This window comes from Methanooceanicella nereidis (assembly GCF_021023085.1).
In the GTDB taxonomy this organism is placed as follows: Archaea; Halobacteriota; Methanocellia; order Methanocellales; family Methanocellaceae; genus Methanooceanicella; species Methanooceanicella nereidis.
Genome location: NZ_PGCK01000002.1, coordinates 288,198 through 301,949 on the forward strand (window position 1 = coordinate 288,198; position 13,752 = coordinate 301,949).

The 13,752-nt window shown below is 47.7% G+C and carries 10 protein-coding genes and 1 tRNA gene; 9 read left to right on the forward strand and 2 right to left on the reverse strand.

The features are described 5' to 3' along the window. Window positions 1-301 precede the first annotated feature (301 nt). The 5 genes from CUJ83_RS03610 to CUJ83_RS03630 all read left to right on the forward strand — a co-directional run bounded on the left by CUJ83_RS03610 (window position 302) and on the right by CUJ83_RS03630 (window position 4,087). A complete protein-coding gene (locus CUJ83_RS03610) occupies window positions 302-1,645 on the forward strand; it encodes a cation:proton antiporter (RefSeq protein ID WP_230740713.1) in 1,344 nt (447 codons plus the stop codon). A gap of 158 nt (window positions 1,646-1,803) precedes the next feature. Continuing rightward, a tRNA-Gly gene (locus CUJ83_RS03615) sits at window positions 1,804-1,875 on the forward strand. Window positions 1,876-2,350: 475 nt separating this feature from the next. Next, window positions 2,351-2,761, forward strand: a complete 411-nt coding sequence (locus tag CUJ83_RS03620) for a molybdopterin dinucleotide binding domain-containing protein (protein ID WP_230740715.1) — start codon at window positions 2,351-2,353, stop codon at window positions 2,759-2,761. Window positions 2,762-2,814: 53 nt separating this feature from the next. Beyond that, window positions 2,815-3,645 (forward strand): DUF362 domain-containing protein, encoded by an 831-nt coding sequence (locus tag CUJ83_RS03625; protein ID WP_230740717.1) that lies wholly within the window; start codon window positions 2,815-2,817, stop codon window positions 3,643-3,645. Window positions 3,646-3,763: 118 nt separating this feature from the next. Then, a complete protein-coding gene (locus CUJ83_RS03630; protein ID WP_230740719.1) occupies window positions 3,764-4,087 on the forward strand; it encodes a hypothetical protein in 324 nt (107 codons plus the stop codon). On the opposite strand, the gene CUJ83_RS03635 is transcribed toward CUJ83_RS03630, so the two are convergent. Together CUJ83_RS03635 and CUJ83_RS03640 are read right to left on the reverse strand one after the other, a co-directional pair. Next, entirely contained in the window at window positions 4,084-4,737 is a 654-nt protein-coding gene (locus CUJ83_RS03635; protein ID WP_230740721.1) for a S4 domain-containing protein, read from the reverse strand. The genes CUJ83_RS03630 and CUJ83_RS03635 overlap by 4 nt on opposite strands. A 151-nt stretch (window positions 4,738-4,888) precedes the next feature. Continuing rightward, window positions 4,889-5,797: a hypothetical protein gene (locus CUJ83_RS03640; RefSeq protein WP_230740723.1), complete on the reverse strand. Its 909-nt coding sequence runs from the start codon at window positions 5,795-5,797 to the stop codon at window positions 4,889-4,891. 413 nt (window positions 5,798-6,210) lie between these two features. Here CUJ83_RS03640 and gyrB point away from each other — a divergent pair, with 413 nt between their 5' ends. The 4 genes from gyrB (at window position 6,211) to CUJ83_RS03660 (ending at window position 13,751) form a co-directional block, all read left to right on the forward strand. Further along, window positions 6,211-8,118, forward strand: a complete 1,908-nt coding sequence (gene gyrB / locus CUJ83_RS03645; RefSeq protein ID WP_230740724.1) for a DNA topoisomerase (ATP-hydrolyzing) subunit B — start codon at window positions 6,211-6,213, stop codon at window positions 8,116-8,118. Between the two features lie 4 nt (window positions 8,119-8,122). Then, window positions 8,123-10,570, forward strand: a complete 2,448-nt coding sequence (gyrA, locus tag CUJ83_RS03650) for a DNA gyrase subunit A (RefSeq protein ID WP_230740726.1) — start codon at window positions 8,123-8,125, stop codon at window positions 10,568-10,570. 587 nt (window positions 10,571-11,157) lie between these two features. Then, the gene (locus tag CUJ83_RS03655) at window positions 11,158-12,243 is read left to right on the forward strand and encodes a class II glutamine amidotransferase (RefSeq protein WP_439651948.1); all 1,086 of its coding nucleotides are present in this window, start codon (window positions 11,158-11,160) and stop codon (window positions 12,241-12,243) included. Then, window positions 12,240-13,751: a glutamate synthase-related protein gene (locus CUJ83_RS03660; RefSeq protein ID WP_230740729.1), complete on the forward strand. Its 1,512-nt coding sequence runs from the start codon at window positions 12,240-12,242 to the stop codon at window positions 13,749-13,751. Before CUJ83_RS03655 ends, CUJ83_RS03660 begins: the two co-directional genes overlap by 4 nt. Window position 13,752: the final 1 nt, after the last annotated feature.

Below are 13,752 nucleotides of genomic sequence, written 5' to 3' on the forward strand. Positions count from 1 at the left end.
TTGAGCCTTTGATAAAAATGCATCGGAGCACATATTTCCAGGTAAGAAAACGCATCAGGGATATTTGGGATGCAAAACTCAAGAGTGAAAGGAAGATACAACTTAATGTAAGGAAGAAGATTTTTAATTATTATTTTTTTGTAAAAAAAGCTGCCATAATTAACCCTTACTTAAAATTTTTAAGGCTTACGACAAGTACAAATAGTCAAACATATAAGTGATAATAAGCGCATAGCAAGCGCTCCATCTAAAGGTAACTAAAGGTCCGAAAAAGGGGATGGGGACCTGAGGGAGCATTAAAGTGTTAGATAATAATCTATTACTATCCATATTTCTTATACTCGCATTTGCAAAACTGCTCGGGCTGCTTGTGGAAAGGTTCGGCATTCCGGCCATAGTGGGAGAGATATTCGCAGGACTTGCGCTGGGCCCTATGGCGCTCGGGATAATACACCCGTCTGAGCCGCTCGACTTTTTAGCGAACATGGGCATAATGTTCATGATGTTCATAATGGGTCTTTCCACTGACCTTGAGAACGTTATAAAGGCAAGCGCCCGAACTGCGACAATGATCACAGTCATCGGCGCTGCGATCGTGTTCGTCGTGTCTGCCGGAGTGACTTTGCTTGTGGGCATTTTGCTCGGCCAGGACTTCTTCTACTCGCTGGCACAGGCCTGCCTCATAGGCATAGGCCTCACTTCCACTTCGACTGTCATCGGGTTTAAATATTTAAGCGACCTCGGGGACAGGTTTTCGAACGTGTTCAAGACGCTTCTGGCAGTGGAAGTGACTGACGGCGTATTCTCTATCATGCTTCTGGCGATCTTTTTATCCGTGATCAACATGTTCACGATCTCAGACGGTAAGACGGCCATAAGCGAGTTCTTGCCGATGCTGGGCTGGTCTAGCTTTAAGCTATTCTTACTGATAGTTGGCTTCATTATATTCGTGATGAAATTCGGAGGGAAGGTCGCGGACATTCTGCTGGGAGTATCGAACAGGAACAAGGAAGACAGGGCCATCATCACACTGTCGCTTATTGTCCTGTTCGCGGTGGCCGGGCTAAGCGACTGGCTGGAACTGACCAGTGTAATAGGCGCGTTCCTGGCCGGGGCGATACTTGCGGGATCACCATACAGCGAGACAGTGATAGCCCCAAGGATCAAAGCACTGGGATACGGGCTGTTCATACCGATATTCTTCGCATACACAGGCGTGCAGATGAATTTCGGCGCATTGCTCGGAGGCCCGAACATCCCGATCGCTGGCGGGTTCGGCATACCGTTTTACCTTATACTCTTCATAGGATTGCTCATAGGCGTTATGGGCGGGAAATATCTGGGAGTGATGGCAGGCTGCGCATTGTCAGGGAATTTCAGGCCTTTCGAGGCAAAAAGGATAGGAACATCGCTATTATGCATAGGGGAAGACACCCTGGTAGTGGCACAGATAGGCACGATGGTCTATTTTGCCAGAGATATGCCGCTAGTCACGCCGGAGATATTCTCGGTCCTGGGGCTGCTGATAATAGTATCATCGTTATTGACGCCGTATTTCATAAACAAGGCTTACGCGGAAAAAGAGTACAGGCCGATGTCACCCCGTAACGGGAATGGCACCAGGAGCAGGATGAGGAGCATATAAGCTAATTTTTCATCCTTTTTTATGTGCGATTTTTTTAATAATATTACTCTAATAAACCATCATGAAATAAAAGAATGCAATATAGAAAGACCTTGAGGGAAAACATTATATGCAATAAATGCATTTAGGATTCTGCAACACACCCAAAATCATTGAATGCGCCGGTAGTGTAGTGGTTATCACTGTGGCTTGCCAAGCCACAAACTCGGGTTCGAGTCCCGACCGGCGCACTCGCGAATTTTTTTAAAGATTTTCCTTGAAAGGCAGTCATGTTTTTACTATAATGTATCTTATTTTCCGGATACTGTTATCCAGGTAAACATTAATGGACGGTAAATCCCTTATTTGTCAGGGCTTTTTTAATAAATGCTTAAACAGTAGTGAAAGGACAAAGTATATTAAAATTTTAGAACTCTAGGTGGAGTGTAAGATATATCATGGTCCGCGACCCGGCATGAACATCGCTGGCGAGTTCGGGTATCCGGCGATCGTGCAAAGGTCATTAGCCATCTGAACCCTTATGGTATTTCGAAAATCATCGGATGACATATAAAATACTGTCAATATTTTTGAAGGTATATTTTATCTTCTGCCACATTAAACCGGAAGACATCGCCCGTATCTTAAGGAAGGCCATTAGCTGGAAGATAATTTATTTAATAAAGTATATAATAAATATTAACATGTTATTATGGAGATAATAAGATGACCGGGCCAATTGAACTGAACCTCATAACCGGCCGCACAGTATGGCAGGGAGTCGCCATAGAGGGCCACAAGCATGAAGATACGTATACAAAAGCTTGCGGGATAATCGAGATGGACGTAAGCGACCTGAAGAGGCTTCGCGTCTTCCCGGGGCAGACGGTAAAGGTCAGGTCAGATCATGGGGAGGTCATCGTCAAAGCCGTCAAGGCGACACAGGGACCTCATCCCGGCCTTGCTTTCATCCCTATGGGGCCGTGGGCGAACCAGGTCATTGACCCCAAGACATATTCGACAGGCATGCCCCATTTTAAAGGAGTGAGGATAACGGTGGAGCCTGCTCCCGGCGAGAAGGTGCTGAACGGCATAGAGCTATTACAAAAAACGACCTTGAATCTGGAGAAGAAATAATGGAGCACAGCCGGTTATCACTATTAAATGCATATCAAAGGAGAACTAAGCCCTTGAAGAGCAAGAAGGTATCAATAGTACATACCAGCGATCCGGTAAACGGCCCGAAGAGGGCTCTTGACCTTATAGAAGCTGATAAGATCCTGGAAAAATACGACAGCATACTGATCAAGCCCAATTATGTTAACGGCAGCCTGCCCGAAACGGGCGTCACTACCGACCCCAGAGTCGTAAGGGGAATAATTGAATATTTGATAGGGCACGGGTGGACAGGCAGGGAATTAGCGGTCGGCGAGGGCGGCATGGCAAGCATCGATACCGCGGATACCTTTAAAAAGGTGGGGCTTCTGGACGAGCTTAAAGAATTTAACATAAGGATCATCGACCTTAATAAAGAGCCGCATGTAGAGGTTGACATAGAAGGCGGAAGATCGCTAAAGAGCATAAAAGTGGCAAAGCCATTCATGGAGTATGACTGCATACTATCCGTGCCGAAGCTTAAGATACACTGCTGGTCGCTTTCGACCATATCCATGAAGAACATGATGGGAGGCATATTGCCGAAAGGCATTATGCATGATGACCTGCATCAAAAGATAGCCGACCTGAATAAGGTGATAGGCCCCGAGCTTACTGTCGTTGACGGCATACTCGGCTGCCAGAGACATGAGCTTGCATGCGATCCGATCAATTCGAACGTGATAATCGCCGGCGAAGATTTCGTGGCCACGGATGCTATAGGGTCATACCTCATGGGATTGAGGCCCGAGGACGTGCAGTACCTCGCCCTGGCGAAAAAGGCCGGCCTGGGAGAGAATAATATAAGTGATATCGAGCTTGTCGGCGATGACATTAATGTACTAAGAAAACATTATAAGATGTAAAATATCTGGTCCGAAGCCCGGATCATAGACATAGATCATGCTGCTGCCGGGCGAATATATGATCTTATATTGATAGCGGTCTTTCGCATTGTATCAAGATCACATAAAGGTGTTTGAAATGGAAATCGTATATTACTATGATTCTAAGTACAAGAGTAACGTCGACGAGCTTACAAAAGACGATGCTTTCATGAGGGTCGACATCGTCAACAAAGAGGCCTCTTCCGTAGGCACGGATAAAAAAGAGGGATATTACCTTTATATTAAGTCAAGCGACGAAGAGACGTTAAAAGGCATCGACGCGAAGATCACAGAAGCATGTGAAAAGAAAAGCGAAGAGTTTATCAAGAAAGCAGAAGGCAGCGAGTCTCAGACCGTTATCGACTACATTCATAAGGAAGCCGATGAGGCCGCCGAAGGCATGGGCGCCATCTTCGGCTAATCTATCCTGGAGGCCGCGATATAAGCCTCCCTTTTTTCAGGGCGTATCACATCGGTCACTTTGAAGCCTTTTTCTTCCAGCTCTTTTATCATAGGCTCAGGATCCTGCCGATCGCCAAGCTTCAGTACCTGCATCACCCTGCCGCGGCTTTTTAAAAGCGGCTTAAAGCGCATCGTTATGGATATAGAGACCTCCGGATCTACGGTCATGTCATTCAGAATGACGTCAAACTCCCTGTTCAGCCGGGAAAGGTCCATATTAAAAGCATCGTCGAATATTACATTGACTCCGGGATATTCTTCTACGACGCGCTCAAGAGGCTCCCTGAACTCCTCGCTAAACTCAATACCCGTCACATGGCTTGCTATCCCGGAAGCGTACATGAGAAATCCGCCCGCGCTGGAGCCGATGTCTAGAACTGTATCACCCTCGTGAATAACGCCGGTTTTTTCCTGGATGCCCTTTAGCTTAAAATATCCCTGAGGCCGGTCCTCCTCTGCCACTTCTATGGCACAGCCGTGTTCCACTTTTTGCGAGGGCTTGGTGACGGTCTTTCCGTTCACGGAGACAAGTCCGCGCTGAATGAACCGCTTTGCCCTGCTCCTTGAGGAGATGATGCCTTCCGTCACGAGATACTCATCGAGGCGCATGATGCTATAAGTTCAGGGCGAAAATAGATTAATGTTTCTGTCTGGAGGTTTTTGTAATAGAGATTATCGTAGTTACACCATCGCGATTTGATCAGTATCAACTATAGGCGGCCGGTAAAATATAATGCATGGCGGGGGATGCCAATAAAATTTACAGGCTCGAAGGATGTCTCCACCAGAACCTTCCCGGCAGATACTCCTCTTCGATGCAGGGGCATAGTTTTAAAATATCTTCCTTATTGCAGGTAAATACCTCTTTTAATGTCGTATCGAACCCGGCCAGAGACTCTTCCATGAGACTGAGATCATAATCATAGCTAAGTTCCATCATCAGTATTTCCAGAACGTCCCTTATGTTGAGGTCGTTCTCGACCTCCGCGCATACAGGTTCCGGCTTGAAGAAATATTCGACTATGCCTGAATAACAACTGGCGTAATGTTCGAGATCGGAACATAGTAAAGCGCGATAGTCGCCTCCGCGTTTTTGCTCGAACTCTTCCATCTTTTTATTTATGCTCTCGAACCTTTCCAATAATTCTGGAAGCTGTACTCCTTTTTTAAAGATATAATCGAACCAGAAAGAGAATATACGTTTCCTTACCAGCGGCGTACATGCCCTGCAATTCGCCTGCCCGATATTATCGAAGTTCCTGTCCAGCTCGTCGATAGCCTGCTCATATTCATCGAGCATCTTTTTTACGGCATCCGGCTCATCGTCAATAGAGTCTTTAGGGGATGAACATATCAGATCTTCGCATTCCACCCTCTCCCTTACGAAATTCTTCTTCGTATTATCGGGCTTAAAAAAGTTCTTTAACTGGCCGTCTTCTGTGCCTTCGGCCCACTCGTTAGCCTCAGGGTCGTAAACGACGGTAGTCCCGTTTTGTATATATGAGTATATACGTACCCCGTTGTTAAGATCTTTACAGTTCAGCAGTTCGGCTGCCTTTGACACATATTCTTCCCGGGTTAATAGAGAGTTACCTGATCCGTCTATTCCCCATTCCCTGAGAAAAAAAGCATGTTTTACATAATTGTCAAAAAGATTATCCCCGTCCATACAAACCCCTCTATGACAACCAGTTATGTTAAACGGCATGCATATTAATCCTTTTCATATATTGGAAATATTATCGGGAAAATAGTAGTTTTTTTCATAGTAACTTGTAATAAAAAATTTTGAGCTATCACGACTATTCATCATAAGCCCTTATTCATAGCAACTTTCAGTGTTACATAAAAAATATTTAATTACATATCGGTTGCATCCGCATATATTTATACGACCTCGCAGTTAACCGATTTTTTTCATCAGGATAAGATAAAATATATATGCTATGCGTGATTATTAAGAAGGGATAATATGAAAGAAAATTGAGCCTTCCACATAATTATATAATTCTGAAATCGTGCGAAAAGCTCATTCGATATCATAAAAATTTTTAATTCATTTATCAAGAGGAAGAGTACATAATGTCGAACGAAACCCCCGTAAGTACCTATGGCGCAAAGAGCATCCAGGTGCTTGAAGGCCTTGAAGCAGTGCGAAAAAGGCCAAGCATGTATATAGGCTCCACGGATTATAGGGGCCTGCATCACCTGGTATACGAGGTCGTCGATAACAGTATCGACGAGGCGCTGGCAGGTTACTGTAAAAACATAGAAGTAATGATAAATAATGACGGGAGCGTAACTGTAATTGATGATGGAAGAGGCATCCCCGTCGACCTGCATGAAAAATACAAGAAGCCTGCAGTAGAGATAGTCATGACCATCCTCCATGCCGGAGGAAAATTTGACAGCGATACCTACAAGGTATCCGGAGGTCTACACGGAGTAGGCGTATCTGTGGTGAACGGCCTGTCCCAATGGCTCGAGGTCGAGGTCAAGAGAGACGGCAAGCTATACTACATGAGATTCGAGAGAGGAAAGCCCGTCACTGAGCTGAAGGTCATCGGCGAATCCGATCATACCGGCACTAAGATCACGTTCAAGCCGGACAGCATGATATTTGAGACGCTGGAGTTCCAGTATGATATACTGGCTAACCGCTTACGAGAGCTTGCGTTCTTAAATAAGGGCGTATCCATCACCTTAATGGATAAAAATACGGATACTTCTAACATATTCCATTATGACGGAGGCATAATTTCCTTCGTCGAATATCTGAATAAGGAAAAGACAGCCCTGCATCAAAAGCCCATCTATTTTGAGAAGCAAAAGGACTCGACCATTGTCGAGATAGCGATGCAGTATAACGACAGCTATAATGAGGTCGTCCTGTCTTTCGCCAACAATATCAATACCCATGAGGGCGGCACGCACTTAAGCGGGTTCCGTTCTGCCCTTACCCGAAGCATCAACGATTATGCGAAGAAGAACAACATGCTGAAGGGAGACCAGCAGCTTACCGGTGATGATGTCAGGGAAGGGCTTGTAGCCATCATAAGCGTAAAGCTGACCAACCCGCAATTCGAGGGCCAGACCAAAGAAAAATTAGGCAACAGCGAGGTCAAAGGCATAGTCGAGTCGCTGGTGTCCGACGGCCTTAACGATTACCTGGAAGAGAACCCGTCCGAAGCTAAGAAGGTCATAGAGAAGACTATACAGGCAGCCCAGGCAAGAGAGGCTGCCAGAAAGGCCAGGGAGCTTACGAGACGCAAGTCGGCTCTAGAGTCTACGACACTGCCCGGAAAACTGGCGGATTGCTCGGAAAAGGATGCTTCAAAGTGCGAGCTGTACCTGGTGGAGGGAGACTCTGCAGGAGGCTCGGCAAAACAAGGAAGAAACAGGGCGCACCAGGCGATACTTCCGCTCAGAGGCAAGATCCTTAACGTAGAGAAGGCAAGGCTTAACAAGATATTGCAGAGCGAAGAGATCAGGGCGCTCATAACCGCGCTTGGAACGGGCATAGGCGAAGACTTCAACATAGAGAAGGCAAGGTACCACAAGATCATCCTTATGACTGATGCCGACGTTGACGGAGCGCACATCAGGACTCTTCTGTTAACGTTCTTCTACCGCTATATGCTTCCTCTCGTCGAGGCAGGATACGTTTACATCGCGCAGCCGCCCTTGTTCAAGATCAAGAAAGGAAAGGAAGAAAAATACGTGTATAACGAGAAAGAGCTGAACGCCATCCTTGAAAGTATGGGAAGGAACGGCGTTAATATCCAGAGATACAAAGGTCTTGGTGAGATGAACCCTGAGCAGCTCTGGACGACCACGATGGACCCGGAAAAGAGGACGGTGCTGAAGGTCTCGCTTGAGGATGTCATCGAAGCGGACAGGATATTCACGATCCTTATGGGAGACAAGGTCGAGCCGAGACGCGAGTTCATAGTTCAGAACTCGAAGCTGGTAAGGAACCTGGACGTATGATCATATGGCTGAACAACAGACTTTAGAGAAAATCGTACCCGTCAAGATAGAAGAGGAGATGAAAAAGTCCTACATCGATTACGCGATGAGCGTAATAGTGGGCAGGGCTCTCCCCGACGTCAGGGACGGCCTGAAGCCGGTCCACCGCCGTGTACTTTACGGCATGTACGAACTCGGCAACACTCATGATAAGCCGTATAAGAAATCGGCAAGAGTCGTGGGTGACGTCATGGGTAAGTACCACCCGCACGGCGACGCCGCGATATATGATACCATCGTAAGGATGGTACAGGACTTCTCGCTGAGATACCCGCTTATCGACGGCCAGGGCAACTTCGGCAGCGTAGACGGTGACGGGGCCGCAGCTATGCGTTACACCGAAGTGAGAATGGACAGGATAGCCGAAGAGATACTTAAAGACCTGGACAAGGAGACGGTAGAGTTCGTCCCCAATTTTGATGAGTCGCTAAAGGAGCCGTCGGTGCTCCCGGCGATGCTGCCGAACCTGCTCATCAACGGCTCTTCAGGCATAGCAGTAGGCATGGCGACGAACATCCCGCCACATAATATAACCGAGGTCATAGACGGCACGATCGCAGTCATTGAGAATCCGGATATCGCGCCTATAGACCTGCTTCAATACGTAAAAGGCCCGGACTTCCCGACAGGAGCGTTCATTTACGGCCGCGAAGGGATAAAAGAAGCGTATCTCACGGGAAGAGGCTCCGTTAAGCTCAGGGCGAAAGCGGACATCGTGGAGGAAGGCGGAAAGAACACGATCATAGTCACGGAGATACCATACCAGGTGAACAAGGCAAGGCTCATCGAGAACATTGCGGACCTGGTCAGGGATAAAAGGCTTGAGGGGATCTCCGATCTCAGGGATGAGTCGGACAGGGAAGGTATGCGTATCGTCATCGAGCTAAAGAAGGCCGCCAACGCTAATGTCGTCCTCAACCAGCTTTTCAAGCATACCCAGATGGAGACGACGTTTGGCGTGAACAACCTCGCTCTTGTTGATAACGTGCCAAGGACGCTCACTTTAAAGGAGACCATAGAGTGCTACATAAAGCACAGGCAGGAAGTCGTAACAAGGCGCAGCATGTTCGAGCTTTCGAAGGCTGAGGAAAGAGAGCATATCCTCTCAGGGCTGATAATAGCGGTCAACAACATCGACGACTTTGTCAATATCATTAAAAGCTCGTCCAGTTCCGAGGACGCCAGGAACGCGCTCATGGCAAAATATGAGCTTTCTGAGGCACAGGCAAAGGCCATACTGGATATGAGGCTGAGAGGGCTGACAGGCCTCGAAAGACAGAAGATCGAGGACGAGAGGCAGGCGCTTCTAATGACCATAGCGCACCTTAAGGAGGTCCTTGCGAGCCCGAAGATGGTGCTCGACATAATAACGAAAGAGCTTGCGGAACTTAAAGAAAAATATGGCGATAAGCGCAGGACAGTCATAATTGAATCATCAGGCGAGATAGTCGATGAGGACCTGATACCGGTCGAGAACATGGTTGTCACCATCACGAACACGGGCTACATAAAGCGTATGCCCGTCAACACCTACAGGACGCAAAGGCGCGGCGGCGTCGGAGTCGTCGGAATGGGTACGAAGGAAGAGGATTATGTGGTGGACCTCTTTTCGGCGTCCACACATGACAACATCCTTTTCTTTACTAACAAGGGTAAAGTGTATTCGTTAAAAGTATACGAGATACCGCCTGCGGAGAGCAGGCAGGCCCGCGGTAAGGCGGTCATTAACATCATAAACATCGAGCCCGGGGAAAAGGTCAACGCCATGATCCCCATCAAGGAGTTTGACGACAGCCATTGCCTCTTCATGTGCACGGAAAAGGGAACCGTAAAGAAGACAGTGCTTTCTGCGTTCCAGAACATCAGATCGTCCGGCATCATCGCTATCGGCCTCTCGGAGGGCGACGAGCTTATCTCTGTAAAGCTCACTAACGGCGAGCAAGAGGTCATGATAGCGACATACAGCGGCAAGCTCAACAAGTTCTCGGAAAAAGACGTGAGAGACATGGGCCGCCAGGCGCATGGAGTCATAGGCATCAGAATGGCTGAAGGCGACAGGGTCGTCAGTATGGAGATAGTCCAGGAGAACTCATCCGTACTCACGATCTGCGAGAACGGGTTCGGCAAGCGTACGCCTGTAAGCGAGTACACGCCACACAGGAGAGGAGGGCAGGGCATGATCAATATTAAGACAACGCTGCGTAATGGCGGTGTCGTGACAGTGGCATGCGTTACCTCCGAAGAGGAGATCATGATGGCCACCATGGACGGCGTCATGATAAGGATGAAAGTCTCAGACATTGCGGAGATCGGAAGGAACACGCAGGGCGTAAGGCTGATCAAGCTGAGGCCGGAGGACAAGGTAGTGGCCGTTGCCAAGGTCGTGTCCGAGACAATAGAAGATGAGATATAGGCGCAGGAAAAGTCCTGCGGCCATTTCTTTCATAATTTATTTTTTGAAGCGTCATTAAAATTTGTTTATGTGTATTCTTCATTCCTCACATGAACATGATGCATTATGACCATAGTATACAATTAAGTGTAAAACGAACCGGCCACATAGATATATAATAGCTGGCGCAAATTTTTTCGCAGCACAATAAATATCATTTTATCCAAAATCTAGCGTTTATACTTTTATCGTTATCTTCCGGATATAATTTTATTAATGCATAAATTCATAAATTTTATGAATAATGAAAAAAAGACAAAAAATCTTTAATAATTCATAAAAGTTATGAATATTTCATAATTATTTTTATAATTCACAATTTTTGTCTTAAAATCATTTTTGAGCATTAATATTTTATCTTTCATAACTTTTATGAACTTTTTTGATTTACTAAAAAGGTTATAATGAATAAAGTTTAAATATATCTTGTATACATAAGGTTGCCTACTACCGTCTTAGTAATTTATATACAGGTAGCCGGAAAAGAGTTGAAACTGAATGAAAATGATCAATTTTGCAAAACCGGACAAAGAGGTGTATTGGACATGATGAAAAACTGCGACAAGGAATACATACCGTCAGGCTGTGCCATCTCTGGGATAATGAACAAGAGGGGCAAGCGTATAGACGGTAAAAAGATCATTAAGTCCATATCCCTTATGCACGACAGGTCCAACGGGCTTGGAGGAGGTTTTGCAGCATACGGCATATACCCGCAATACAAAGACCATTATGCATTTCATATAATGTTTGACGACATCGAGAGCAAGGAAAGGCTTGAAGGGTACCTGTCAGACAATTTCCTGATCGAGAAGGACGAGAAGATCCCGACGAGGAAGACCGAGAACATACACAATCCGCCCATACTATGGAGATATTTCGTCAAGGTGAACGAATCAAAGCTGGAGGAAATATGCGAAGAAGACTACGTAGTAAGGCAGGTCATGCATATCAACTCGAAGTTCATGGGCACCTTCATATCCTCGAGCGGTAAGAACATGGGCGGCTTTAAGGGAGTAGGATACCCGGAGGACATCGCGAAGTTCTACAGGCTCGAAGACTACAACGCCTATATCTGGACATCGCACGGAAGGTTCCCGACGAACACCCCCGGATGGTGGGGAGGGGCTCACCCGATAACCCTTCTGGACTGGTCAGTCGTCCATAACGGCGAGATATCCTCTTACGGGACTAACAAGAGATACCTCGAGATGTTCGGTTATCACTTAGAATTGATGACCGACACTGAAGTCATAGCATACTTATTCGACCTGCTTGTCAGGCGTCATAAATTACCGATCGACATTGCCACAAAGGCACTGGCACCGCCATTCTGGAAGGATATAGACAGGATGGCCCCCGAGCAGAAGAAAGCGTACGAGGCCATCAGGATGGTCTACGGCAGCGCGCTGATGAACGGACCGTTCTCGATACTCGTCGGATTTAACAGGGGCATGGTCGGCCTGAACGACCGTATCAAGCTCAGGCCTATGATAGCAGCGACTAAAGGCGATTTCCTGTACATGGCATCCGAAGAGTCGGCCATCAGGATAATCGAGCCGGAGCCGGAACACGTATGGGCGCCGAAAGCGGGAACGCCCGTTATCGGATTACTTGAGGAGGACGTCGAATGATCTCGAACGTACCGCCAGAGTTCAACGTCGACATCAGCGACAGAAAATGTGTAAAGTGCAAAAGATGCACGAAGGAATGCGGTTTCGATGCGCTGAGCTACAGTAAGGAGTTTGACTGTATCATCGCCGATGACTCGAAGTGCGTAGCATGCCACAGATGCGTCACGTTCTGTCCCAAGAACGCGATAACGATCAGGGAGAACCAGCTGGCATACAAGAATAATTACAATTTCACCGCCAGTGTCAGGAAAAACATTCAGAAACAGGCAAACACAGGCGGAATACTGCTTACAGCAATGGGTAACGACAGGCCATACCCGATATACTGGGACCACATGCTCATAGATGCCTGCCAGGTAACCAACCCGTCTATCGACCCGCTCAGGGAGCCGATGGAGCTAAGGACCTACATCGGCAGGAAGCCGGACAGCCTTGAGTTCGAGACCGTGGATGGAAAACTTAAGCTGAAGACCAGGATAGGCCCCAACATCAAGATCGACGTGCCTGTCGTGTTCGCTGCGATGTCATACGGCTCGGTCAGCTATAACGTTCATAAATCGCTCATGAAGGCGGCACAGAACTGCGGAACACTGATGAATACCGGAGAGGGAGGCCTTCACAAGGACTTCTACGAGTATAAGGACAACGTCATTGTACAGTGCGCATCGGGAAGGTTCGGCGTTCACGGAGACTATCTTAATGCCGGCGCAGCCATCGAGATCAAGGTAGGCCAGGGAGCCAAGCCCGGTATCGGAGGCCACTTACCGGGCGAGAAAGTCGACGAGGAAGTGTCGAAGACCCGTATGATACCGCAGGGATCCGACGCGATATCCCCGGCACCGCATCACGATATTTACTCCATAGAGGACCTTTCGCAGCTGATATACGCACTGAAAGAGGCCACGGAATACAAGAAACCGATCTCGGTCAAGGTCGCGGCTGTTCATAACATAGCAGCCATATGCAGCGGTATCGTTCGCGCAGGGGCGGATATAGTCACCATAGACGGCTTCAGGGGAGGCACTGGCGCTGCACCGCTCGTCATACGCGATAACGTAGGCATACCGATCGAGCTTGCACTCGCCGCTGTCGACGACAGGCTGAGAAAAGAGGGCATACGCAACCATGCATCAATCATCTGCGGCGGCGGTATAAGGCACAGCGGAGATGTCATCAAGGCCATCGCCCTGGGTGCCGACGCAGTGATGATAGGTACATCCGCACTGGTGGCGCTTGGCTGCAGAGTGTGTCAGAAGTGCAATACAGGAAAGTGTTCCTGGGGCATTGCCACCCAGAAGCCCCATCTGACCGCAAGGCTCGACCCCGAGGAAGGCGCGCTCAGGCTTACCAACCTCCTGAACGGGTGGAGCCATGAGATACAGGAAGTTCTCGGCGCGTTAGGCGTGAACTCCCTGGAAAGCCTTAGAGGCAACAGGGAAAGGCTTCGCGGAATAGGGCTGGATGAAAAGACACTTGAAATACTGGGCATAAAGCCTGCAGGGAGATGAA

What these genes read in the sequence shown, in the direction of transcription:
- CUJ83_RS03620 (WP_230740715.1), top strand. Translation starts at nt 2,351, where the DNA reads ATGACCGGGCCAATTGAACTGAACCTCATAACCGGCCGCACAGTATGG.
- CUJ83_RS03630 (WP_230740719.1), top strand. Translation starts at nt 3,764, where the DNA reads ATGGAAATCGTATATTACTATGATTCTAAGTACAAGAGTAACGTCGAC.
- CUJ83_RS03635 (WP_230740721.1), bottom strand. Translation starts at nt 4,737, where the DNA reads ATGCGCCTCGATGAGTATCTCGTGACGGAAGGCATCATCTCCTCAAGG.
- CUJ83_RS03640 (WP_230740723.1), bottom strand. Translation starts at nt 5,797, where the DNA reads ATGGACGGGGATAATCTTTTTGACAATTATGTAAAACATGCTTTTTTT.
- gyrB (WP_230740724.1), top strand. Translation starts at nt 6,211, where the DNA reads ATGTCGAACGAAACCCCCGTAAGTACCTATGGCGCAAAGAGCATCCAG.
- gyrA (WP_230740726.1), top strand. Translation starts at nt 8,123, where the DNA reads ATGGCTGAACAACAGACTTTAGAGAAAATCGTACCCGTCAAGATAGAA.
- CUJ83_RS03655 (WP_439651948.1), top strand. Translation starts at nt 11,158, where the DNA reads ATGAAAAACTGCGACAAGGAATACATACCGTCAGGCTGTGCCATCTCT.
- CUJ83_RS03660 (WP_230740729.1), top strand. Translation starts at nt 12,240, where the DNA reads ATGATCTCGAACGTACCGCCAGAGTTCAACGTCGACATCAGCGACAGA.